The sequence below is a fragment of the Microvirga arsenatis genome, from assembly GCF_009910705.1.
Taxonomy (GTDB): Bacteria; Pseudomonadota; Alphaproteobacteria; order Rhizobiales; family Beijerinckiaceae; genus Microvirga; species Microvirga arsenatis.
This window is the reverse complement of record NZ_JAAAXJ010000002.1, coordinates 215593-239896: the sequence shown is the minus strand read 5'-3', so window position 1 is coordinate 239896 and position 24304 is coordinate 215593. Positions and strand designations below refer to the sequence as shown.

General features: G+C 65.4%; 20 protein-coding genes. 10 read left to right on the top strand and 10 right to left on the bottom strand.

The features are described from left to right. Positions 1-15 precede the first annotated feature (15 nt). Entirely contained in the window at positions 16-555 is a 540-nt protein-coding gene (locus tag GR303_RS04410) for a cytochrome b (protein ID WP_161721216.1), read from the top strand. Positions 556-574: 19 nt separating this feature from the next. Here GR303_RS04410 and GR303_RS04405 read toward each other — a convergent pair whose 3' ends face one another. Together GR303_RS04405 and polA are read right to left on the bottom strand one after the other, a co-directional pair. Next, complete coding sequence (locus tag GR303_RS04405; RefSeq protein ID WP_161721217.1) at positions 575-1060, bottom strand: GNAT family N-acetyltransferase; 486 nt, start codon at positions 1058-1060, stop codon at positions 575-577. 8 nt (positions 1061-1068) lie between these two features. After that, positions 1069-4122, bottom strand: coding sequence for a DNA polymerase I (polA, locus tag GR303_RS04400; RefSeq protein ID WP_161721218.1), 3054 nt, complete (start codon positions 4120-4122; stop codon positions 1069-1071). A gap of 351 nt (positions 4123-4473) precedes the next feature. Between polA and GR303_RS04395 the strand changes: the two genes are divergently transcribed. Next, on the top strand, positions 4474-7959 hold the full coding sequence (locus GR303_RS04395; protein ID WP_161721219.1) for a calcium-binding protein: 3486 nt from the start codon (positions 4474-4476) through the stop codon (positions 7957-7959). Positions 7960-8016: 57 nt separating this feature from the next. Here GR303_RS04395 and GR303_RS04390 read toward each other — a convergent pair whose 3' ends face one another. Further along, positions 8017-9225 (bottom strand): ROK family protein, encoded by a 1209-nt coding sequence (locus GR303_RS04390; protein ID WP_161721220.1) that lies wholly within the window; start codon positions 9223-9225, stop codon positions 8017-8019. A 224-nt stretch (positions 9226-9449) separates the two neighbouring features. On the opposite strand from GR303_RS04390, the gene xylF reads away from it, so the two are divergent. From xylF to GR303_RS04370, 4 genes are all read left to right on the top strand, one after another. Beyond that, a complete protein-coding gene (gene xylF / locus GR303_RS04385; protein ID WP_161721221.1) occupies positions 9450-10496 on the top strand; it encodes a D-xylose ABC transporter substrate-binding protein in 1047 nt (348 codons plus the stop codon). A gap of 96 nt (positions 10497-10592) precedes the next feature. Then, complete coding sequence (locus GR303_RS04380) at positions 10593-11891, top strand: sugar ABC transporter permease (RefSeq protein ID WP_161721222.1); 1299 nt, start codon at positions 10593-10595, stop codon at positions 11889-11891. Between the two features lie 11 nt (positions 11892-11902). Then, positions 11903-12682, top strand: coding sequence for an ATP-binding cassette domain-containing protein (locus GR303_RS04375; RefSeq protein ID WP_161721223.1), 780 nt, complete (start codon positions 11903-11905; stop codon positions 12680-12682). Positions 12683-12818: 136 nt separating this feature from the next. Beyond that, a complete protein-coding gene (locus tag GR303_RS04370) occupies positions 12819-13571 on the top strand; it encodes an SDR family NAD(P)-dependent oxidoreductase (RefSeq protein WP_161721224.1) in 753 nt (250 codons plus the stop codon). Positions 13572-13696: 125 nt separating this feature from the next. Here the strand turns inward: GR303_RS04370 and GR303_RS04365 are convergent, their stop codons facing one another. After that, a complete protein-coding gene (locus GR303_RS04365; protein WP_246205244.1) occupies positions 13697-15022 on the bottom strand; it encodes an AmpG family muropeptide MFS transporter in 1326 nt (441 codons plus the stop codon). Positions 15023-15082: 60 nt separating this feature from the next. Further along, complete coding sequence (locus GR303_RS04360; protein ID WP_161721225.1) at positions 15083-15907, bottom strand: SIR2 family protein; 825 nt, start codon at positions 15905-15907, stop codon at positions 15083-15085. Positions 15908-16038: 131 nt separating this feature from the next. Here GR303_RS04360 and GR303_RS04355 point away from each other — a divergent pair, with 131 nt between their 5' ends. Next, positions 16039-16611: an NUDIX domain-containing protein gene (locus tag GR303_RS04355; RefSeq protein ID WP_343038379.1), complete on the top strand. Its 573-nt coding sequence runs from the start codon at positions 16039-16041 to the stop codon at positions 16609-16611. Between the two features lie 58 nt (positions 16612-16669). Here GR303_RS04355 and GR303_RS04350 read toward each other — a convergent pair whose 3' ends face one another. Beyond that, complete coding sequence (locus GR303_RS04350) at positions 16670-17782, bottom strand: S-(hydroxymethyl)glutathione dehydrogenase/class III alcohol dehydrogenase (RefSeq protein WP_161721226.1); 1113 nt, start codon at positions 17780-17782, stop codon at positions 16670-16672. Positions 17783-17889: 107 nt separating this feature from the next. Here GR303_RS04350 and GR303_RS04345 point away from each other — a divergent pair, with 107 nt between their 5' ends. Continuing rightward, positions 17890-18573 (top strand): MBL fold metallo-hydrolase, encoded by a 684-nt coding sequence (locus tag GR303_RS04345; RefSeq protein ID WP_161721227.1) that lies wholly within the window; start codon positions 17890-17892, stop codon positions 18571-18573. 88 nt (positions 18574-18661) lie between these two features. Here GR303_RS04345 and GR303_RS04340 read toward each other — a convergent pair whose 3' ends face one another. Next, a complete protein-coding gene (locus GR303_RS04340; RefSeq protein ID WP_161721228.1) occupies positions 18662-20125 on the bottom strand; it encodes a catalase in 1464 nt (487 codons plus the stop codon). Positions 20126-20220: 95 nt separating this feature from the next. On the opposite strand from GR303_RS04340, the gene GR303_RS04335 reads away from it, so the two are divergent. Both GR303_RS04335 and GR303_RS04330 read left to right on the top strand, forming a co-directional pair. Further along, entirely contained in the window at positions 20221-21129 is a 909-nt protein-coding gene (locus GR303_RS04335) for a hydrogen peroxide-inducible genes activator (RefSeq protein WP_161721229.1), read from the top strand. Positions 21130-21152: 23 nt separating this feature from the next. Then, positions 21153-22196 carry a cysteine synthase A gene (locus tag GR303_RS04330; RefSeq protein WP_246205246.1) on the top strand — a complete coding sequence of 348 codons (1044 nt, stop codon included), beginning with the start codon at positions 21153-21155 and terminating at the stop codon, positions 22194-22196. Between the two features lie 67 nt (positions 22197-22263). Here GR303_RS04330 and GR303_RS04325 read toward each other — a convergent pair whose 3' ends face one another. From GR303_RS04325 to GR303_RS04315, 3 genes are all read right to left on the bottom strand, one after another. Further along, complete coding sequence (locus tag GR303_RS04325) at positions 22264-22716, bottom strand: hypothetical protein (protein WP_161721230.1); 453 nt, start codon at positions 22714-22716, stop codon at positions 22264-22266. Positions 22717-22846: 130 nt separating this feature from the next. Then, entirely contained in the window at positions 22847-23614 is a 768-nt protein-coding gene (locus tag GR303_RS04320) for a sulfite exporter TauE/SafE family protein (RefSeq protein ID WP_161721231.1), read from the bottom strand. Positions 23615-23756: 142 nt separating this feature from the next. Continuing rightward, entirely contained in the window at positions 23757-24296 is a 540-nt protein-coding gene (locus tag GR303_RS04315; protein WP_161721232.1) for a GNAT family N-acetyltransferase, read from the bottom strand. Positions 24297-24304: the final 8 nt, after the last annotated feature.

The following is a 24304-nucleotide window of genomic DNA, read 5'->3' as shown; positions in this document are numbered from 1 at the left end:
CCAAGGAGACACACCATGTCGATGAAAAGCACCGCCGATCGCTACGGCAGCATCCCGCTGACGCTGCATTGGCTGAGCGCAGGGTTGATCCTGGCGCTCATACCCATGGGTTTTGCCATGCAGGGCGCCACAGGAGACGTGCGCCTCGGGCTCTACCGTGCTCATGCCATGGCTGGCGGCCTCACCGGCCTTCTGACCCTCATGCGTCTCGTATGGTGGGTCGTCTTCGACCGGAAACCGAAAGCCTCAAGGGGCGCCTCCGCGCTCCAGCGCCTGCTCGCCAAAACCGTGCATGCCGGGCTTTATGGCATCGTTCTGGTCCTTGCCCTCAGCGGCATCGGCCTCGTGGCGACGAGCGGATTGAGCGCGGCGCTCTTGACCGGCGATGCCTCTCTCATACCGGCGGACTTGTCCGATCTTCCGCCACGCCTTGCACACGGGCTCATGGCGCGCCTTCTCGTCGGCCTGCTGATCCTGCACGTGCTCGGTGCGCTCTATCATCACTGGATCAAACGCGACGGGACACTGGGGAGAATGCTGCCTCAGGTTCGCTGAGGCGATCCCAGGCGTCCTATCAGGCCTCGGACGCCAAACGCTGAAGAGCGTCTCCCTCCAACCTCATGTGCCGGTGATGGAGGTCGCGTAGGCCGACGGCCTCATAGAAGCGGATGGCAGGACGCTCCTCCTCCACGAAGAGCTCCACCCGGATCCAGCCGCGCTCCAGGGCGGTTTTGGCGACAGACGCCATCAGCGCCCGCGCCGCGCCCGTGCGGCGTTCCTGGGGCAGAACATAGAGGGCGTGCGCGATCCCCATGGGCTTGCCGCGCCATCCGGCATAGCCGCGGAAGAACGACACGAAGCCAACGGGTTGAGCATTGCGCTCCGCCATGAAGGCTTCGAACAAAGGATCGGGACCGAAGCCGTCCGCCTTGATGCGCTCGGCGGAAGTCCAGGGCGTCTGACCGGGCAGGTGATCGTCGATCAGGCCGGCTACGAAGCTGAAGATGGTTTCGGCATCATCGATGACAGCCTTTCGGATGCTGAGATCGAACCTTGCCATGACGGGCTCTAATGCGCCTCGTCCCAGTTCTGCGCCGCGCGCGCTTCCACGGCGAGCGGAACTTTGAGCGACACCGCCGGGAAGGGGGCTTCCGTCATGACGCGGGAGATCACCGGCAGGCTGGCCTCGACCTCGTCGTCCGGGACCTCGAACACCAGCTCGTCGTGCACCTGCAGCAGCATCTGGGCGGAGAGCCGCTCGGCTTTCAGGGCATCCTCCATGCGGATCATGGCCCGGCGGATAATGTCGGCGGCGGTGCCCTGGATCGGCGCGTTGATGGCCTGGCGCTCCACGCCCGCGCGCTCGGAGGGGTTGCTCGAGCGGATCTGCGGATAGTGGCAGACGCGCCCGAAGAGCGTGGTCACGTAGCCCTTGTCGCGGCAGGCCCGCTTCGTCTCGTCGATATAGGTGCGGATGCCCGGGAACCGCTCGAAATACTGCTTGATGAAGGCGGAGGCCTCCTGGTTGCCGATGCCCAGCCGCGTGGCGAGGCCGAAGGCGGAGATGCCGTAGATGATGCCGAAATTGATGGTCTTGGCCTGGCGGCGCAGATCGGGCGTCATCTGGTCGAGGGGGACGCCGAACATGGCGGAGGCGGTCGCCGCGTGAATGTCGACGCCGTTCGCGAACGCCTCCTGCAGCTGCGGGATGTCGGCGATGTGCGCGAGCAGCCGCAGCTCGATCTGGCTGTAGTCGGCCGAGACGATCTTGTAGCCTTCCTGCGCCACGAAGGCCTTGCGGATCTTGCGGCCGGCCTCCGTGCGGATCGGGATGTTCTGCAGGTTGGGGTCTGACGAGGACAGGCGCCCCGTCGTGGTCGAGGCCAGCGAGAACGAGGTGTGCACCCGCTTGGTCTCGGGATGCATGTGCTCCTGCAGCGTGTCGGTATAGGTGGATTTCAGCTTGGAAAGCTGGCGCCATTCGAGAATTTTCGCCGGAAGCTCGTGGCCGGCCTGCGCCAGCTCGTCGAGCAGAGTCGCGGGTGTGGCCCATTGGCCGGAGGGCGTCTTCTTCGCGCCGGGCAGGCCCATCCGGCCGAACAGGATGTCGCCGATCTGCTTCGGCGAGCCGAGCGAAAACTTTTCGCCCGCCATCTCGTGGATCTCGTCCTCGAGGCGCGCCAGGGTCTGGGCGAAATCGCCCGAGAGGCGGCTCAGGATCTGCCGGTCGACGAGAATCCCGCGCATCTCCATGCGCGCGAGCACGTCGACCATCGGGCGCTCCAGCGTCTCGTAGACGGTGGCGCGGCGCTCGGCGACGAGGCGGGGCTTGAGCACCTGCCACAGGCGCAAGGTGACGTCCGCATCCTCCGCCGCGTAGGCGGTGGCCTTCGAGATCTCCACCTTGTCGAAGGTCACCTTGTTCCGGCCCGTGCCGGCCACATCCGAGAAGGAGATCGGCGAGTGGCCGAGATGCCGGCGCGAGAGCTCGTCCATCCCGTGCGAGCCTTTTCCGGCATCGAGCACGTAGGAGATCAGCATCGTGTCGTCGTAGGGCTTGACCTCGATCCGATAGCGCTTGAGCACGATCCAGTCGTATTTCAGGTTCTGCCCGATCTTGAGGACGGAAGGATCCTCCAGCAGCGGACGGATCGCATCGAGCGCATCGTCGAGGGGGATCTGCCCCTTCACGAGCCCGCCGCCGAAGAGGTCGGATTCGTCCTTGTGCTGCAGCGGCACATAGCAGGCTCTTCCCGGCGCCAGCGCGAGCGAGAAGCCCACGAGATCGGCGCGGTTGGCGTCGAGGTCGCTCGTCTCGGTATCGACGGCCACATAGCCCTGCTCGCGGGCCTGGGCCACCCATTCCTTCAGGCGCTCCAGGCTCGTGACGGTCTCGTAAGACGTCACGTCGATGGGAATGGACGAGGCCTCGGTCGCCCGCTTGCCCGCGAGCTGCGAGGGCGTGCCGATCCCCTCCACGGGCTTGCGCAGGGAGGCGGTCTCCGGCAGGTCGAGGCCGGCGAAGGGATCGACCTCGCCCCAGGCGGCGTCGGCCTTGTCGAAGAACGGCACCGCATCGTCCGTGGGCGCCGTCACGCCGGTGCCGTTGCCGGTCCAGCGGATCGCCTCGCCGCCGGGCATCAGGCGCGGGTCGGGCGGGATCGCGGAGGGGTCGGCCTCGTAGAGCTCCGCCACGCGGCGGGTGAGCGTGTTGAACTCCATGGCCTTCAGAAAGCCGATCAGCGTCTTCGGGTCGGGATCCGGCACGCGCAGCTCGTCGAGGGGCACCGGCACGGGCGCCTCGCAGTCGAGGGTCACGAGCTTCTTCGACAGCCGCGCCGATTCCGCATGGGTGAGCAAGGTTTCCCGGCGCTTGGGCTGCTTGATCTCGGCGGCCCGCTCCAGGAGCGTTTCGAGGTCGCCGTATTCCTTGATGAGCTGCGCCGCGGTCTTGAGCCCGATCCCCGGCACCCCCGGCACGTTGTCCGAGGTGTCGCCCATGAGCGCCAGCACGTCGCCGATCTTTTCCGGCGGAATGCCCTCCCACTTCTCCGTGACGGCGGCCTCGTCCAGGTTGCGCTCGGGCCGGTAGCCGGGCTTGCCCTTGGAGCCCGATTCGAAATCGTAGAAGCACACCTTCGGTCCCACGAGCTGCATCAGGTCCTTGTCGGACGAGATGATGAGCACGTCCGCCCCGCGCTCCTTCGCCTGCTGGGTATAGGTGGCGATCAGGTCGTCCGCCTCGTAGCGCTGCAGCTCCACCGGCTCGAGCCCGAAGGCGCGGATCGCCTCGCGCATGATCGGCATCTGCACCTTCAGGTCGTCGGGCGCGTCCGGCCGGTGGCCCTTGTAATCCTCGTAGAGCTCCTTGCGGAACGAGCCCTCGGACTTGTCGAGCACGATGGCCAGATGCGTGGGCTTCAAGCCCGCCGCCCCGTCGCGCATGAACTGCAGGAGCTTGGACACGAAGAGCCGCACGGCCCCCGTGGGCATCCCGTCCGACGAGCGGGAATTGTACTTCTGGTCCTGGTTCATGGACTGGAAGTAGGCCCGGAAGATGAAGGACGAGCCGTCGACGAGGAACACGTGATCGCCGGCTTGGACGGGGCGGGAGGAGGGCATCGGGTCTCGGGGGCTGGTGAGCTATCCAGGGAAGAAATAGCGGCTCCGGGGGCGGATGGCTATGGGGCGGCGCCAGTCCCGGCCCGGCTCACTGTCCCGCTACATTTCACCTCACCTGGGCTTCGGCCTAAGCCCGATACTCGTCTTCCATTTGGCGTCTAACCTAAGGGAAATATTGCGAAATCATAGCATGATGGCCATCATGTGCGGCAGCGCACCTCCGCTTAAGCTTTAAACGCTATATTCTTGCAACATAACGTTGGATCATTTACCAGGGCAGCCAAGCCGCGCCTGGCGTGATTCTGTTGCTGAACGAACTCGAAAAAATGCGGGTTCTGCGGGAGACGAAATATGACCTTCAAATTCTGGAACACCGAAAGTGAAGTCGTCACTGGATCGGGGCTGGACCGCGAGACAGTCGCGTCTCTTCCGAACGGCGGCTATGTGGTCGCTTGGCGGAACAACGAAAAGATCTACTTCCAGATCTATGACGGTGCAGGCCGGAAGGCTTTTGAAACGCCGAAGCTCCTGGTCGAGGACACCCGGCTGCACAACATCGCCGACATCGAGGTCAACCCGGTCGACGGCACCTTTGCGATCGCGTGGAACTCCTCCGTGCGTGGCGACGCGTCTTCCTTCAGCTTCAGCACCCGGGTCTTCGACATCAAGGGCAATCCCATCACGCCTGCCAATCCGCCTCTCGTCTCCAACATCAGCATCGATAACGGGGATGCGCCGGCGATGGCGCGAAACGGCAATGACGGCTACGTCACCGTGTTCCAAAGCGGGGCCAGCAGCGTCAAGCTCGTCGTTCAGAACAACCGCGGCGAAGCGGTCCAGGGAGGGGTATACGATGTCGTGCCGAACTTAGCCGGGGTCGACAACGTCGATGTGGCGGAGCTCGGCGGCGGCAAGTTCCTCGTAAGTTACGCTGCCAGTGGTACGGTTTACACCAAGCTCATAACTCTGGGCCAGCAGGTTCCAGAAAACGGCACCCCTATCGGGAATGGTGGCAGCGATGCCGAAGTGGTCGCCCTCAAGAACGCGCAAGGCGAGCTGACGGGCGCATATTGTGTCACCTTCCGTAACGGCGGAACCGTCCAGACGCATGTTTATAATGCCAGCGGCGTCTATCAAAACACCTATACGATCGATACGCAGGTTCTGGCCCTGGACGACGCCTTTCAGACCGTTGCGCTGACCGGCGGCCGTATCGCGGTTCTCTATAATTCTGCCGTCGGTTCTCCGACGTCGCCGACGGACAACGGCGACATCTTCCTGAAGATCATCGATCCTAGCCTTCCGCCTAGCAATCCCGGAAGCATCGTAACCTATCCGACGGCGATCAATGCCAGGGCTGCGGTTGACGGCTTCGGTCCGCAATATACGCCCACCCTGACTGAGATGAAGGATGGCCGCCTTGCACTCGCCTGGCACGATCCGTCCATGGGGGGAGGAGTAGGGGCCGCCATCTCGACAGTGATCTTCGACCCGCGGACCGCCCCCGTCACTGTAGAGGGATCGGTCTACGGGCAGACCATGGATTTAGGGCACGACGATTATTACGTCGGGACCGAACTCGGCGGCGATATCCTTCGGGGTCGCATCGGCAACGACACGCTCCTGGGCGGCGATGGCAACGATCATCTCAACGGCGGTGTTGGCGCCGACAGCCTCATCGGCGGCAACGGCCAGGATACTGCCAGCTATTGGGATTCAGATGTAGGGGTCGGGGTCTATCTCTGGGATCCGTCAAAGAACACGGGCGATGCGAAGGGCGACACCTATACTACCATCGAGGTGATCGCCGGCTCGGAGGACAAGGACACCGGCGACACCATCGAGGGCGCTATCGGCAATGACATCTTCTACGGAGGCCAGGGCAACGATCTTCTGAAGGGCTTTGGCGGTAACGACACGTTGCAGGGAGCTGAAGGTGCGGACACGCTCTACGGAGGTGCCGGGAATGATTACTTCGATGGCGGCTGGGACTCTGGTGTATTCGGTAGCGAGCGTGACCGCGTTACATATGAATACTCAACCGCCGGCGTCGGAGTTGTCGCCAACCTTGATGACGTAACCAAAAACACCGGAGAGGCTGCCGGCGATTCCTATATCGGCATCGACGATCTGGCTGGAACGCAATGGGATGACATTCTCGTCGGCCTGCATGGCGATAGGCTCAGAGCAACTCAGCACAACCAGCTTTATGGTCGTGAAGGCAACGATACTCTGGTCGGCGGCTGGGGCAATGATACCCTTGATGGCGGCGAAGGCTTCAACTTTGCGTCGTACATCACTGCCGAAGTCGGCGTGAAGGCCTATCTCGACGATAGGCAGAGCAACACCGGCGAGGCGCGCGGTGATGTTTATGTCGCACGTGGAGACGAGGCCACGATCAGAGGTCTGATCGGCTCCAATCACGATGACACTCTTCACGGCAGTAACGAGGATGGCGATACCGGTCACAACGAACTGCGGGGTGGAGGCGGCAACGATGAGCTCAGCGGCCTGAATGGGGACGACACGCTCGATGGCGGTGCTGGTGGAGACAAATTGTTGGGGGGCAACGGCTACGATCTCGCCAGCTATGCCACTTCTACAACCGGTGTGGCGGTGGATCTGCGGACAGGTGGAGCCGGCGATGCTGCGGGCGATACCTTCGACAGCATTGAGGGTCTGATCGGCTCGGCCACCGGCGGTGATGTTCTCACCGGAAACGACAGCGGCAACGTCCTCAGCGGATTGGGCGGCAACGACCTGCTCGTCGGCGGCAAGGGGGCCGATGCCCTGTGGGGCGGGGCCGGCATCGACACGATCAGCTATGCCGGTGCCGCAGGCGCCGTGACGGTCAACCTCGCTACCGGAAAAGGTGGCGGCAGCGATGCGGAGGGCGACACCTACTCCAGCATCGAGAACGCCGTCGGCTCCAACTTCAATGACACCTTCTACGGCAACGACGCGGCCAACACCTTCCAGGGCGGCCTCGGCGACGACACCTACCATGTCGGTGCCGGCGATGCCGTGGTCGAGGCTGCCGGCGGAGGAAACGACAAGGTTGTCACCAATGCGAGCTTCACCCTCGGAGCCGAGGTCGAAGTTCTCGAAGGCACCGGCAGCGGCGCGCTCGTGCTCACCGGCAACGGGCTCAACAACACCATTGTTGGCAATGCGGCCGGTAACTGGATCGACGGCGGTGTCGGGGCCGACACGATGATGGGCGGCGCGGGTGACGACACCTACGTGATCGACAATGCCGGCGACCGGATCTTCGATGATGTCGGCGCCAACACGGTCGTGCTGACGGTGAACTACGATCTGTCGCTGCTGCCGGCTTCGGTGACGAGGGTCACCGTCGCCGAGGGCCTGCCCCTGAACCTGACCGGTACGAACGGTGCCAACGTGCTCATGGGCAACGCGGCCGTGAACACGTTGCGCGGTCTCGGCGGCAACGATACGATTTACGGCAAGGCCGGCAACGACAAGCTCTATGGCGGCACCGGCCGGGATACCTTCATCTTCGACACCCGGCCGAACAAGAGCACGAACGTGGACAAGATCTACGACTTCAAGGCGCGCGACGACAGCTTCTGGCTCGACAACGCGGTGTTCACCAAGCTGGGGCGGGCGGGCTCGGAGGCGCGACCGGTGAAGTTCAAGTCCGACATGTTCGTAACCGGCACCCGCGCCCAGGATCGCGAGGACCGGATCGTCTACGACAAGAAGACCGGCAACCTCTACTACGATGCCGACGGCACCGGCCGCACGGCCCAGGTGAAGATCGCCACCCTCGTCAACAAGACCACCCTCAAGTTCGACGACTTCTTCGTGATCTAAGGAACGGCGACCATTCAGGATCGGGCCGCCCAGTGATGAACCGGGCGGCCTTTTCGTTCACGCCGCCTTCAGCCGCGCGAGGTCGAGATCGAGTTCCCGCAGGGCCTGCATCACCACGCCCTCCGTCAGCAGGTCGATGGAGGATTCCACCACCTGGATCGTGGCGAGCGCGCGCAGCTCAGGGATGGTCTGGGCTTCGAGCGCCGCCTCGAAGGAGGGGCGCAGGAGGTCCATGGCGCGGGTGCCGGGGCCGCAGATCACGATGTGGTCGGGCTCGAGCGTCTGGATCAGGATGCCGACCGCATCGCCCAGCACTTCTCCGGCAGCCTGAAACAGGTTGAGCAGGGCGGGATCGCCCGCCCGGGCCTGGGCGACGATCGCCTCCATCGCCTCCTCGCCCGGCAGCAGCAGGGTGGGGGCGGGGCGGTGGTCGATGAGCTGCGCGTCGCGGTGCAGGGCGTAGTCGGCGAGATAGGCCTCGATGCAGCCGCGGCCGCCGCAGCGGCATTGCGGCCCGCTCCGGCGCAGGCGCACATGGCCGAATTCGGAACCGCCGAAACGCGCGCCGCGGTAGAGTTCGCCCTGGATGAGGAAGCCGAGGCCCACGCCGTCGCCCACCATCAGGCAGGCGGTGCGGCCGGAGCGCAGGTCCGCGTTGCGCTGCGCGATGGCGAAGGCCATGGCGCTGGCGTCGTTCTCCATCAGAACCGGCTGGCCGAGGCGCTCCCGAAGACCGGAGGCCAGCGGCAGGTCGCGGGCGCCGAGCACCGGGCTCCAGGCGACGATGCCGTCGCGGGTATCCACATAGCCCTGGCAGGCGAGGCCGACCGCCCGCACGTTATGGGCGCCGCTCTCCTCGGCGAAAGCGGAGATGCACTGCGCCAGCACGTCCATGAGCTCCTCGGAGCCGAGATTGCGCAGGGGCCGCTCCACGTGGCGGCTCGCCCGGTTGCGCCCGGCGCTGTCCACGAGCCGCAGCTCGATCCGGTTGAAGCCGGTCCAGACCCCGATCACGGAGCCCAGGCTCTCGGCGAAGAACAGGCGCGTCTTGGGCCGGCCGCGGATCAGCCCTCCGGTGGGGTCGGACGTCTCCTCCGTCACCAGGATGCCCTCGTCGAGCAGGCTCGCGGTGAGTTCGGAGACGGAGGCCGGGCTCATGCCGAGATGCTGCCCGATCTCCACCCGCGCGAGGGGACCCTCCCGGCGCAGGGCATCGAGCAGGCGCCGGCGGGCTGTTTCGCGGGAGGAGAGCGGAAGCGTGGTCATGCTCGTAATTTATTCACAGGATGAATAAAACAAATCCCGCTCCCTGCGATATACAACCAAAATATGAGAGAGGGGTGCTTGAAGGCGTAAAATTCTCCGATAATTATTTCCGCGCTCGAAAAATTAAGGCGTGGCAGCTTGAGCCTTGCGCGTGGGGCCTTCCGGGCCGCCACCCTGCCATGAGCATGGCGTCCGCCAGAGGGGCGCCCACCAGGAGGAAACCGATGCTTTCGAAGAAACATGCCCTGATCTCCCTTGCCGCCCTGGCGCTCTCCGCCGGCGCCGCCTTTGCCCAGGGCAAGGGCCCGGTGATCGGCGTCAGCTGGTCCAATTTCCAGGAGGAGCGCTGGAAGACCGACGAGGCTGCGATCAAGGCTGCCGTGGAGAAGGCCGGCGGCACCTATGTCTCCGCCGACGCCCAGTCCTCCCCGGCCAAGCAGCTCACTGACATCGAGAGCCTCATCGCCCGCGGCGCCAAGGCGCTGATCGTGCTGGCCCAGGATGCGGACGCGGTGCGCCCGGCCGTCGAGAAGGCGATCGCCGAGGGCATCGCGGTGGTGGGTTACGACCGCCTCATCGAGATCCCGCAGGCCTTCTATCTCACCTTCGACAACGTGGAGGTCGGGCGCCTGCAGGCCCGCGAGGTGTTCAAGCTGAAGCCCGAGGGCAACTACGTGTTCATCAAGGGCTCGGGCTCGGACCCGAACGCCAACTTCCTGTTCCAGGGCGCGATGGAAGTGCTCAAGCCCGCCATCGACTCCGGCAAGATCAAGAATGTCGGCGAAGCCTATACGGACGGCTGGCTCCCCGCCAATGCGCAGCGGAACATGGAGCAGTTCCTGACCAAGAACAACAACAAGGTCGATGCGGTCGTGGCCGCCAATGACGGCACCGCAGGCGGCGCGATCGCAGCCCTCGCCGCCCAGGGCCTCGCCGGCACCGTGCCGGTTTCCGGCCAGGACGCCGACAAGGCGGCGCTCAACCGCGTGGCGCTCGGCACGCAGACGGTCACCGTCTTCAAGGACGCCCGCGAACTCGGCCGCAACGCGGCGGAAATCGCGGTCCAGCTCGCCGGCGGCAAGAAGCTCAGCGAGATCCAGGGCGCGACGACCTGGAACCAGGGTCCGAAGAAGCAGAACATGACGGCTCTCTTCCTGCGGCCGGTGGCGATCACGAAGGACAACCTCAACGTGGTCATCGACGCGGGCTGGGCCTCGAAGGAGGTCGTCTGCCAGGGCGTGAAGGCCGGCACGGTGAAGGCCTGCAACTGATTGCAGACTGCTGCTTGTTCATCCCCGACGGCATCGTGCCGTCGGGGATGGCGATCTTTTACTGAAATCCTCCATCCGCTTCTTGAGCGTGACGTCATGACCGCACCCGTTGCCACCGCCGCCCCGCCACCGAGCGCCGCGTCGGGCTCGCTCCTGTCGAAGCTCGAGATCGATGTCCGCATGCTCGGCATGCTGGCGGCGCTCGCCGTCATCTGGATCGGCTTCGACCTCCTCTCGGGCGGCGTGTTTCTCACCCCGCGCAACCTCTGGAACCTGTCGGTCCAGACCGCCTCCGTGGCGATCATGGCCACCGGCATGGTGCTCGTGATCGTCACGCGCAACATCGACCTGTCGGTGGGCGCGATCCTCGGCGTCACCGGGATGATCATCGGCGTCGCGCAGGTGCAGTGGCTGCCGGCCTATCTCGGGCTCGAGCACCCGCTGACCGCGCCGGTCGCCGTGCTGCTCGCCATGATCGTGGGCGCCGCCATCGGCCTGTTCCAGGGCTGGCTCATCGCCTATCTCGGCATTCCCTCCTTCATCGTCACCCTCGGCGGCCTGCTGGTGTGGCGCGGCGCGGCCTGGTGGGTCACCACCGGCCAGACCGTCGCGCCGATGGATACGCGCTTCAAGGCCTTCGGCGGCGGCTTCGAAGGCGCGCTCGGGGCCACCGCCACCTGGGTCATCGCGGCGGTGGCCTGCGGCCTGATCGTCGTGGCTCTCGGCTTCGCGCGCCGCCGGCGCCTGCGCTTCGGATTCCCGGTGCGCCCCGGCTGGGCCGATGCGGTGATCGCGGCCGTTGCCTGCGGTGCGGTGCTCGCGGCCGCGGCGATCGCCAACGCCTATCCGCTGCCGGCCGGCTCGGCCCGCCGCTGGGCCGAGGCCAACGGCATTGCCTGGCCCGAGGGAGGCCTGTTCATCCCGCACGGCATCGCGCTTCCCGTTCTGATCGCCGTGCTGGTCGGCCTGGTCATGACCTTCATCGCCACGCGCCGGCGCTTCGGCCGCTACGTGTTCGCCATCGGCGGCAATCCGGAGGCGGCGGAGCTGTCGGGCATCAACACCCGCTGGACGTTGATGAAGGTGTTTGGCCTCATGGGCCTGCTCTGCGGCATCTCGGCCTGCATCTCGACGGCGCGCCTGAATGCGGCCACCAACGCGGCCGGCACCCTCGACGAGCTCTACGTGATCGCCTCGGCGGTGATCGGCGGCACCTCGCTCGCCGGCGGCGTCGGCACCATCGCCGGCGCGATGCTCGGCGCCCTCGTGATGCAGTCGCTGCAATCGGGCATGGTGCTGCTGGGAGTCGACACGCCGCTGCAGAACATCGTCGTCGGCGCGGTGCTCGTCCTGGCGGTGTGGGTCGACAGCCTCTATCGCCGTCGCATCAAGTAGGGAGAGGCATCATGCCAACCAACGGAACGACGCCTCTCGTCGAGATGCGCAATATCTCCATCGCCTTCGGCGGCATCAAGGCCGTGGACGGCGTGTCGGTCGATCTCCGCCCCGGCGAGGTGGTCGGGCTGCTCGGCCACAACGGCGCCGGCAAGTCGACGCTGATCAAGATCCTCTCCGGAGCCTACAGGCCGGATGCGGGCGAGATCTACGTGAACGGCGAGAAGGCCGACATCGCCTCGCCCCGCGACGCCAAGCGCTACGGCATCGAGACGATCTACCAGACGCTCGCGCTTGCCGACAACATCGACGCTGCGGGCAACATCTTCCTCGGCCGCGAGGTGCTGACCCCCTACGGCACCCTCGACGACGCAACGATGGAGTCGGAAACACGCAAGGTCATGGCGCGGCTCAATCCGCATTTCCGGCGGTTCAAGGAACCCGTGAAAGCGCTCTCCGGCGGTCAGCGTCAGTCGGTGGCGATCGCGCGCGCGATCTACTTCAACGCCCGCGTGCTCATCATGGACGAGCCCACCGCGGCGCTCGGCCCCGCCGAGACCCAGCAGGTCGCCGATCTCGTGCTGCAGCTGAAGAAGGAGGGCATCGGCATCTTCCTCATCAGCCACGACATCCACGACGTGTTCGGCCTCGCCGACCGGGTGAGCGTGATGAAGAACGGCAAGCTCGTCGGCTCTGCCAACGTGCAGGACGTCACGCAGGACGAGGTGCTCGGCATGATCATCCTCGGGAAATGCCCGCCGGGCGCCACGCCGGGGCCGGGGGCTAGCTAACAGTGAGCGTCATCCCGGACGGCGTGAGCCGATCCGGGATCGGGTGCCTGATAAGGCGCTATTCTCGCCCCATCCCGGGTTCTGCTGCGCAACCCCGGGATGACTGCAGTTTTACTGGAACGATGTGAGAAGATTCATGACCCAGACCGTCTACGGCTCCCTCAAAGGCAAGTCCGTTCTCATCACCGGAGGCGCCAGCGGCATCGGCGAGAGCATCGCGCGTTCGTTCCATGCTCAGGGGAGCAAGGTCGCCATCCTCGACTACAATGCCGAGGCCGGACAGGCTCTGGCCAAGGAGCTCGGCGAGCGCGTGCATTTCGAGCACAACGACGTGCGCGACATCCCGGCGCTCCAGGCGGCGATCCGGCGCGCCAGCGATGCCATCGGGCCGATCACGATCCTCGTCAACAATGCGGCGCGCGACGACCGCCACACCATCGATCAGGTGACGCCGGAATACTGGCGCGAGCGCTTCGCCACCAATCTCGACCACCAGTTCTTCGCGGCCCAGGCGGTTCTGCCGGATATGGAGAAGGCGGGCGGCGGGTCGATCATCAACATGGGCTCCACGAGCTACATGGTGAGCGACGATTCCTTTGCGGCCTACAAGACCGCGAAATCCGCCGTGGTCGGCCTCACCCGCGCGCTGGCGCGGGAACTCGGCGACAGGAACATCCGCGTCAACTGCGTGGTGCCGGGCTGGATCATGACCCAGCGCCAGATCGACCTGTGGCTCACGCCGGAGGGCGAGAAGGAACTGCTCAAGCGCCAATGCGTGAAGCGCAAGCTCGTGCCGCAGGACATCGCCAACTTCACGCTGTTCTTAGGAGCAGACGATTCCAGCGCCATGTCGGCGCAGACCTATCTTGTGGACGGCGGGTGGGTTTGAGGCCAGACATTCGCGTCATCCCGGACGGAGCGCAGCGAAGATCCGGGATCGCAAGCAGGATGAGGCACACCCCTTGTCGTACGATCCCGGGTTCTGCTGCGCAGCCCCGGGATGATTGCTTGAGCTCATGCCCTCGACCCGGCGCCGACGACGGGCGCAGCATCCTCGATCTTTTCGTTCTTCTCGGTCACCGTCTTCATAGTGTCCTGCCGCACGACGAGGCACAGGATCACCAGCGGGATGGCGATGGCGGCCGTGCCGGTGAAGAGAACGGGATAGCCGTAAGCCTCCACCACTGCGCCTGATGCGCCGCCGATGAGCTTGCCCGGCAAGGCATAAAGCGAACTCAGGAGTGCGTATTGCGTGGCGGCAAAGCCGGGGGAGGTCAGCCCTGACATGTAGGCGACGAGCGCTGCGCCCGCGAAGCCGCCGGCGAAGTTGTCGACGCTGATGGAGAGCGTCAGGTTCCAAAGCGTTGCGTTGCCGGAAGCCAGCCATGAGAACATCAGGTTCGACCCGGCGGCAATCACCGCGCCGATGAGCACGGTCCACCACAGGCCGATGCGTGTGAGTGCCAAGCCGCCCGCGAAGGCCCCGATGATGCCGATCCAAACGCCGTAAAGCTTCGACACGTTGGCGATGTCGGCCTTGCTGAAACCGAGGTCGATGTAGAGCGGGTTGGCCATGATGCCCCCGGCGTAATCGGGGATGCGGTAGCAGGCGATGAGCGCAAGGATCGGGATCAGCATCAGCCCCTTGCGCCGGAACAGATCGGCCAGCGGCTCTACGATGGCCTTAGCGAAGGGAAGGTGTTGCCGGGCCGGACCTTCGTCGATCCGGGGCGCGAGCATGGTGCCGATCAGGCCCACGCCCATAAGAGCGGCCATGGCGAGATAGGCGCTGTGCCAATTGACGAATTCGGCAATGTACAGCGCTCCCGCGCCGGCCGTGATGAGAGCGAGCCGATAGCCGAGCAGCAAAGCTGCGGCCATCATGCCTTGACGTTCTGTCGTGGTTGCATCGATGCGCCATCCGTCGATGACGACGTCCTGGGTCGCGGAGGCAAAGGCGACGAGAACCGCGAAGATGATGGTGAAGGGCAGACCGGCCTGCGGGTTTGTGGAGGCCATGCCGATCAGCCCGGCCGCGACCCCGAGCTGCGACAGGGCCATCCAGCCACGGCGGCGTCCCAGCAGCCGAGAGAGCACCGGCACGTCGTAGCGGTCGACAAAGGGAGCCCAGAGGAATTTCAGCGAATAGGCCAGCGCCACCCAACTCATCAGCCCGATCGCCGTCAGCGAGATCCCTGCCTCCCGAAGCCAGGTGGACAGGGTGCTGAAGACCAGCAGGAAAGGCAGGCCCGAAGAAAACCCCAAGGGCAGCATGAGCGCGATGCGCCCGTCGGTCAGGACGTCGCGGAGGGACAATCGGCGTTTTACGGTGGCAGCCATGAAATCATCTTGCGTTCGATCGAGGCCGCCACATTGGCACAGGGCGGTGCCGGTAGACAATCAGACCCCGCCCTCGTCCTTCTCGACGGCCCTGTACAGCTTGGCCAGAAAGGTCTCGAGGGCTTCCTCGGGCGGACAGTCCCGCTCCATCAGCACCTGCAGGCCCCATTGTTCCAGAACGGCCTGCTCGACGGGGTTGGCGCGCAGCATGAAGACGTAGGATTGCGGCCGGTCCCGCTCGTAGCCGGAGCCGGCCCAGGTCTTCCAGAGCCGGTGCATGAGAAAGCGGATGTTGAGGTCCGTCATGCTGTAGCCGATGAACAGGATGGTCTTCCCCAGCGAGTCCGAGCGGAACTTGATGTCGAGGGGCGATTCGAAGGACAGACGCTCCAGATAGTCGGTCTCCGCGATGACGATGGAGCCGTCGTCGTCGAAATCGCCGTGGTATTTCACGATCTGCGGCACGCCCTCGCGGATGCGGGCGATATCCTTGGCATTGACGATCTTCACGTAGTCCTTGCCGTGGAGGTCGTAGGCGGTCTCAAGGTTGCGGTCGAAGTTCGTGGTGTAGAGAATCGGAAAGTCGAGCTTGCAGATGAGCTCGTGGACGCGGGACTTCTTCAGGGTGTCCTCGGGAATGGTCCAGTTCCGGTCCATCCAGCTGCGCAGGGGGCCGATGCTGCCCTGCTTGAGCCGGTAGAACTCGGCCAGCGTCAGATAGTTGAGGTCCGTGCCCTTGAAGTCGGAAAGGTCGATCTTCAGCTCGGCTGCGATATGCTCGATCAAGGTGCTCCAGGAGGGCAGGCCGACGGTCATGGACACGCCGGCCCCGGCGAACAGGATCGCCTGCTTCTTCCTGATGGCGGCAACCAGGTCTTCCAGCACGGCAACTCTCCTTGCACTGTCCTGCCCTTAACGCGCGAACCGGCCCGCAAGCTTCACCATGAGGGAAGGGATAACTTGAGGGTTTTGCGTGTTGTCGTAGGGTAAGGTGGGCGAACAGGAGAGTGCAGGACGTGGCAGGCTATCGGATCACCCAGGTCGAAACCCTCTACGAGGGCTGGCGCAGGCTTCTCAAGCTGACGGTCGAGATGCCGGATGGGCGCACCATGGCCCGGGAGGTCCTCAACAGCGCCGATGCGGCCGCGGTGCTGCCCTACGATCCGGAAGCCCGCAAGGTCATCCTGATCCGGCAGTTCCGCGCGCCGGTCATGCATGTGGAGCGGCGCCAGGGTTTCCTGGAAGCGGTAGCGGGCCTGCTCGACGAGGACGAGCCGGAGGCCTGCGCCCGCCGCGAGGCCATGGAGGAGGCGGGCCTTCGGATCCGGACCCTGGAGCGGGTGGGGACAGCCTGGTCCGCCCCCGGGATCACCACGGAGCGGCTGCACCTGTTTCTCGCCCCCTACTCGGCCGCCGACCGGGTCGGGGAGGGCGGCGGGCTCGCGGACGAGCACGAGGAGATCGAGGTGCTGGAGATCGGCATCGACGAGCTGACGCGCCTCATGGCTGAGGGCGCCATTGCCGACATGAAGACCCTGGTGCTGATCCAGGCCCTGCAGCTCCGGCACCCGGAGCTGTTCGGGAAATAACCGTGGCGCGCGTCCGACGCGACTGTTTCCCGTGAAACAGTCGCGCTGCCCCGTTCGGTCAGTAGATCACGACCGAGCGGATCGACTTGCCCTCGTGCATCAGATCGAAGGCGGTGTTGATCTCGTCGAGCGGCATGGTGTGGGTGATCAGGTCGTCGATGTTGATCTTGCCCTCCATGTACCAGTCGACGATCTTGGGCACGTCCGTGCGCCCGCGCGCGCCGCCGAAGGCCGTTCCCTTCCACACGCGGCCGGTGACGAGCTGGAACGGGCGCGTCGCGATTTCCTTGCCCGCCTCCGCCACGCCGATGATGATGCTCTCGCCCCAGCCGCGGTGGCAGCATTCGAGCGCCTGGCGCATCACGTTGACGTTGCCGGTGGCGTCGAAGGAGAAGTCCGCACCGCCGCCGGTGAGATCGATGATCGCCTGCACCACCTTGTCGGTGCCGACTTCGCTTGGATTGATGAAGTCGGTCATGCCGAATTTTTCCGCCATCGTGCGCTTGGCCGGGTTGATGTCGACGCCGATGATCCTGTCGGCGCCGACCAGGCGGGCTCCCTGGATCACGTTGAGGCCGATGCCGCCGAGGCCGAAGACAACCACGTTGGCGCCGGGCCAGACCTTGGCGGTGTAGATCACCGCGCCGATGCCCGTGGTGACGCCGCAGCCGATGTAGCAGATCTTGTCGAAGGGCGCGTCCTCGCGCACCTTGGCGAGCGCGATCTCCGGCAGCACGGTGAAGTTGGAAAAGGTCGAGCAGCCCATGTAGTGGAACACCGTCTCGCCGTCGCAGCGGAAGCGGCTCGTGCCGTCGGGCATGAGACCCTGCCCCTGCGTGGCGCGGATGGCGGTGCAGAGATTGGTGCGGCGCGACAGGCAGGATTTGCAGTTGCGGCACTCGGGCGTGTAGAGCGGGATCACGTGATCGCCGGGCTTGAGGGTGGTGACGCCGGGGCCGACCTCGCGCACGATGCCCGCGCCCTCATGGCCCAGGATCGCCGGGAACTTGCCTTCGGAATCGAGGCCCGAAAGCGTATAGGCGTCCGTGTGGCACACGCCCGTCGCCATCACCTCCACGAGCACCTCGCCGGCCTTGGGGCCCTCGATGCGGATGGTCTCGATGGTGAGCGGCTTGCCAGCCCCCCACGCCACGGCGGCCCTGGTCTCCATGCCCGTATCCTCGCTTGGCTTCGATGGGAGGCTATGTGAAGCCGGGTCCTGCAAGGTCAAGGGAAGCGGCCGGCCCTCGCGTCTTCCCAGCGCCGCCGCAAGAGCCTATGTCTGGGGCCGACAGCAGGAAGGATCTCAGAGTGCCCAACGTCCGCGCCGCCATCATTCCCGTGACGCCGTTCCAGCAGAACTGCACCCTGCTCTGGTGCGAGAAGACCGGGAAGGCCGCCGTGATCGACCCCGGCGGCGACCTCGACCGCATCCGCGATGCCATTGCGCAGAGCGGCGCTGCCGTCGAAAAGATCATTCTCACCCATGGCCATATCGACCATGCGGCCGGTGCGGCGGAGCTGCGCGAGGAACTCGGGGTCGCCATCGAGGGGCCGCATCAAGCGGACGACTTCCTGCTCAAGCGCCTGGCCGAGCAGGGCCAGGCCTACGGCATCCCGGCGCGCCCCGTCACCCCGGACCGCTGGCTGAACGAGGGCCATACCGTCACGGTCGGAGATCTCGTCCTCGACGTGCTGCACTGCCCCGGCCATTCGCCAGGCAGTGTCGTGCTGGTGTCGAAGGCCGAGCGTTTCGCCATCGTGGGCGACGTAATCTTCCAGGGTTCCGTCGGGCGCGTGGATCTTCCCGGCGGCGACGGCAAGGCGCTGATCCGCTCGATCAAGGACAAGCTCCTGCCCCTCGGCGACGACATCGCCTTCATCTGCGGCCACGGTCCCATGAGCACCATCGGCCAGGAGCGGCAGACCAATCCGTTCCTGCTGGGTGAGGGGCTGCTCTGAACGCGGGGAATGGCACTCAAGCCGCAAAGCAAAACGGCCCGGGATCGCTCCCGGGCCGTTCTCGTCTGCCCCTACGGCTTTTCGAGTTTTATTCCGCAGCCTGGATCAGCACCGCGCCCTTGAGACCCATGCGGTCGGCCACGCCGAGGCCATAGGCCTTGTCGGCGAGGTAGAAGTGCACGACCTGGCGGCGCACGATCTCCTCCGGCACCCCCTGCATCGCCTCCGCGATGTTGTCCATGAGCCGGTTCTGCTCCTCCGGAGTCATGAGGCGGAAGAGATTGCCGGGCTGGGTGTAGTCGTCGTTGCCGGCGCGGTGGTCGTAGCGGTCGGCATCGCCCGAGATCTTGAGCGGCGGCTCCGCGGCGCGGGGCGTCTGCACCGGGCCGTTGAAGGAATTGGGCTCGTAATAGGCATTGCCCCGGTTCGGGATGTCGAACAGCATCGCCCCGTCGGCATGGTAATGGTGCACCGGGCAGCGCGGCCGATTGACGGGCAGCGCCTCGTAATGGGTGCCGACCCGGTAGCGGTGCGCATCCGCATAGGCGAAGATGCGGCCCTGGAGCATCTTGTCCGGCGAGAAGCCGATGCCGGGCACGATGTTCGACGGCGAGAACGAGGACTGCTCAACTTCCGCGAAATAATGCTGGGCATTGCGGTTGAGCTCGAGGATGCCGACCTCGATCAGCGGGTAATCCGCGTGGGGCCACACCTTGGTGACGTCGAACGGGTTGTAGGAGGTTTTCTCCGCATCCGTCTCGGGCATGATCTGGACGCAGAATTTCCAACGCGGGAAGTCTCCCTTCTCGATGGCTTCGTAGAGATCGCGCTGGGCGCTCTCGCGGTCCTTGGCGATCACCGCCTCGGCCTCGCGATTCGTCCAGGTTCTGATGCCCTGCAGGGACTTGAAGTGGAACTTCACCCAGAAGCGCTCATTCGCCTCGTTGATGAACGAGTAGGTATGAGAGCCGAAGCCGTGCATGAAGCGGTAGCCCTGCGGCAGGCCCCGGTCCGAGAACAGGATCGTCACCTGATGCAGGGTCTCGGGGCTGAGCGACCAGAAGTCCCACATGGCGGTGGGCGAGCGCAGGTTCGTGGCGGGATGACGCTTCTGCGTGCGGATGAAGTCGGGGAACTTCAGCGGATCGCGGATGAAGAACACCGGCGTGTTGTTGCCGACGATGTCCCAGTTGCCTTCTTCCGTATAGACCTTCAACGCGAAACCGCGCACGTCGCGCTCGGCATCGGCCGCGCCGCGCTCGCCGGCAACGGTGGAGAAGCGAAGAAACACTTCGGTCTGCTTGCCGATGTCGGAGAAGACCTTGGCCTTCGAATATTTCGTGATGTCGTTGGTAATGGTCAGCGTGCCGTAGGCGGCCGAACCCTTCGCATGCACCACGCGCTCGGGGATGCGCTCCCGGTTCTGGTGCGCGAGCTTCTCGATCAGCTGATAGTCCTGAAGCAGCAGCGGACCGCGGGCGCCGGCCGACAGGCTGTTCTGGTTGTCGGCGATCGGCGCACCGGCCGTCGTGGTCATGGTGGTTTTCGTCATGGTCGTCCTCTTTGAGTGGGCGCACCATGCCGGGACAGGCCGATAAGATCCAATTGTATTGATTATAAGGACCGATCAGATAATCTTATCAATCCATGATCACGCTTCGACAGCTACGCTATTTCGAAACCCTCGCGCGCACCCGTCACTTCGGCATGGCGGCCGATCAATGCGCCGTGACGCAGCCGGCCCTGTCCATGCAGATCAAGGAGCTGGAGCGCGAACTCGGCGTGGAGTTGGTCGAGCGCCGGGGCAGCGCCGTCGCGATCACGCCCGTCGGCCAGGAGATCGCGGCGCGGGCGGAAGCCATCCTGAACCAGGTGCGCGAGCTCTCCGATTATGCGCGCCAGCATCAGGGCGTCCTCACCGGGACCTTGCGCCTCGGGATCATCCCGTCGATCGCTCCCTACCTTCTGCCCGACATCCTGACCCAGGTGGGCAAGCACTATCCCCAGCTCGACCTGCAGATCCGGGAGAGCCAGACAAATGCCCTCGTCGAGGAGCTCGTTCGCGGCGAGCTCGATGCGGTGCTGCTCGCCCTGCCGGTTCAGCAGCCGCAGCTCGAAACCATGCCGCTTTTCGAGGATCGTTTTCTCGTCGCCGTGCAGAGCCGGGCGGCGCAGGACTGGAGGGGCGGCGATCTGCGCGTCCGCATCGGACAGGAGCGCCTGCTGCTCCTGGAAGAGGGCCATTGCCTGCGCGACCAGGCGCTTCAGTTCTGCCAGATCGCCAACATGCAGGCGCGCAAGGCGCTCGGCGCCGCTTCGCTGACCACCATCATGCAGATGGTGGCCGCAGGTCACGGCATCACCCTGCTTCCCGAATTGTGCGCGAAGACGGAGGTCGACCGCCGGCGCGTGGCCCTGATCCCGTTCCCCGATGATCCGCCCATGCGCCTTGTCGGCCTGGCGTGGCGGCGCACCTCGACCCGCAAGAGCGATTTTCTCGCTCTCGGCACCCTGATCGGCTCGCTCAAGGGTGACGATCCGGATTCCGCACCGTAGGAAAGTCGGTAAATTCTCCAGCCATGGACCAGCCCTCTATGATCACGCCCGACATTCCCGCCGCCATCGGCAACACACCCCTGATCAAGCTGCGCCGCGCCTCCGAGCTCACCGGCTGCACGATCCTCGGCAAGGCCGAGTTCATGAATCCCGGGCAGTCGGTGAAGGACCGCGCGGCCCTGTTCATCATCCGGGACGCGGTGAAGCGCGGCGCGCTGCGACCGGGCGGCGTCATCGTCGAGGGCACGGCCGGCAACACGGGCATCGGCCTCGCGCTCGTCGCCAATGCGATGGGCTTCAGGACCGTGATCGTGATTCCCGAAACGCAGAGCGAGGAGAAGAAGAGCATGCTGCGGCTCGCAGGCGCCGAGCTCATCGAGGTGCCGGCGGTGCCCTACGCCAATCCCAACAACTATGTGAAGGTCTCAGGCCGCTTGGCCGAGCGCCTGGCCGCGACCGAGCCCAACGGCGCGATCTGGGCCAACCAGTTCGACAACCTGGCGAACCGGCAGGCGCATATCGAAACGACCGGGCCTGAAATCTGGGAGCAGACGAGCGGAAAAATCGATGCCTTCATCTGCGCTGTCGGCACGGGCGGCACGCTTGCCGGCGTCGGTGCGGCGTTGAAGAAGCGCAATCCACGCATTGCCGTCGCCCTGGCCGACCCGATGGGCTCGGCCATCGCCAGCTGGGTGACGACGGGCGAGCTGAAAGCCGCCGGCTCGTCGATCACCGAGGGAATCGGGCAGGGGCGTGTCACGAAGAACCTGGAAGGCGCCGTCATCGACGCGGCCTTTCAGATCCCGGACGAGGAGGCGCTGCCGGTGATCTTCGACCTTCTCGAACACGAGGGCCTCTGCCTCGGCGGCTCGTCCGGCATCAACGTGGCCGGCGCCATTCAGCTCGGGAAACATCTCGGCCCGGGGCACACCATCGTGACCGTGCTGTGCGATTACGGCACACGCTATCAGTCCAAGCTGTTCAATCCGGAGTTCCTGCGGTCCAGGAACCTGCCCGTTCCGGCATGGCTCGAACGCAGAAGCGCCATCGATCCGGGTCTGGTGTAGCGCAGGAACGTTTCAGATCCCCATGCGCTGCGCCGCGCCGGAACGAACCGGACGCGGCGCAGCGTCGTCATGCGGCGGAGGATGTTCCCGTCTCGGCGTTTGTTGCCGTCGAACCCGCCGTGTCGTCAGGCCGTTGCGGGTGAGGCCGGGTCAGATTGGCAGGAGACCGGCCATGCGAGGCTGCCGCCGCGGGAGCCTTCGCATGAAGCGAGTGGAGGTCGGCCTGGATGCTGTCGATGAGATCGACGAGCCAGGTCTCTCCGCCCTCGACGCGCTCGCGCAAGGCCGATTTTGCGATGTCGAGCTTCGCCGAGACCTCCATGGTGTTGCGCGAGGGAAGGTCGCCGAAGTCGCGCTCGATGGCAGCGAGCTCGCGCAGCAGCTCCTCGCGCAGCGAACGTTGTTCGTCGGCCATGATCAGCGGCGAGTTCAGCATGCCGCGCAGGGCAGCCCATCGCAGACCGAGAGCGCTGACCGATTGCGTTCCGTCGAGTCCTGACAGGTTGGTTGATTCAGCCACGATGATGTCCTTTTCGGCAAGAGCTTCGGAATCGAGCCTTCGCAGAAAGGAGCATGCTTGTGGCGTGAATCGGGCAGAGGCCGGCAAAAAGCTGCGCGGCCTCGCGCGCTTTCGCGCATAGTTACCAAATTCAGGCGACAAAGAAATACAGTGTCAGTGCGGCCCCCACCGCGATCACGAGCCAGCGGATCACGCCTGCCGGCAGGCGCCGCCCGAAGACGACGCCGAGATAGCCGCCGATCACCGAGGCCGCGCCGACGATGAGCGTCTCGGGCCAGCTCACGAGCCCTTTCGCGATGAACAGGACGACCGCGATGAGCTGGATCAGCGTCGAGCAGAGATGCTTGGCGGAGTTGATCAGGTGGAAGTCGTCGCCCTCCGTGATCGCGAGCGCGGCCAGCATGACGATGCCCATGCCTGCGCCGAAGAAGCCGCCATAAACCGCGACGCCCAGCATGAAGGCGAGACCGGCCGCCCAGGCCCTGGCGGAGGGGTGCTTGCCCTCCTGCTTGCCGATGGTGCGCGCGAGCGCCACGATCTTCGGGCTTGCGGCGAAGAGAAGGGTGGCGAACAGCAGCAGCCACGGCACGAGCTGCCGGAAGGCATCGTTGTTGGTGACGGTGAGGATGTAGGCGCCGCCCAGGCCCCCGATGAGGCTGACGATCCCCAGCGCCGCGAAGCGGCGGATGTTGGCGGCGAGCTCCCGCCGGTAGGCCCAGGCGCTCGACAGATTGGCCGGCGTGACGGCGACCGCGCTGGTGGCATTGGCGACCACGGGCGGGAGTCCGGCGGCGAGGAGGGCGGAGAAGGTGAAGAAGGTGCCGCCGCCCGCAATGGCGTTGACGAGGCCGGCCGCCAGGCCCGAGGCGGCGAGCAGCGCCGCAGTGGAAAAGTCCATGATCGATCAGTCTGGTGATGATGAAAGCGGATGGGTTCCGGCAGGCGATAGCATGACTGCGCCGCCAGGGCCTATGAGGCTATTGTATAGCGGGAGGACGGACCTCAGGCGAGCCCGTTCCCGGTCATCGCCCGCGGCGGGATCAGGCAGAGGAGATCTGCTTGTAGAACACGGTGGTGTCGCAGAGCCCGCCCTTCGGCCAGAGCGCGTAGTTCGGGATCACGCCGGACCTGATCCAGCCGATGCGCTCGTAGAGACGCTCGGCGTCTCCGCCGGTCACCGTGTCGAGCACGAGCACGGTCTTTCCCGCCGCGCGAGCCGCTTCCTCCGCCGCCCGCATCAGGGCGGCCCCGATCCCGCGCTTCCTCGCCCCGCTGTGGACGAGCATCTTGGCGATGTCGGCCCGGTGGGGCTGGTTCTCGGGCTGCTTGAGCACGACCTGCACGGTGCCGACGATCCGGCCGTTCGCATCATCCAGGGCGGCAAGCACGATCCGCTCTCCAGCCGCAGCGTCCTCGGCCACTCCCCGCCAGAAAGCGTCCGCCCGCTCCCGGGTGAGGGGCGACATGAAGCTCACCGAGGCGCCGCCCTCGACGCAGTCGATGAGCACGGCGGAAAGATCGCCGATCCGCTCCATGGCCTCGTGCGGGGTGAGCGGGCGGATGGTCACGGAATCGGTCATGAGATGTT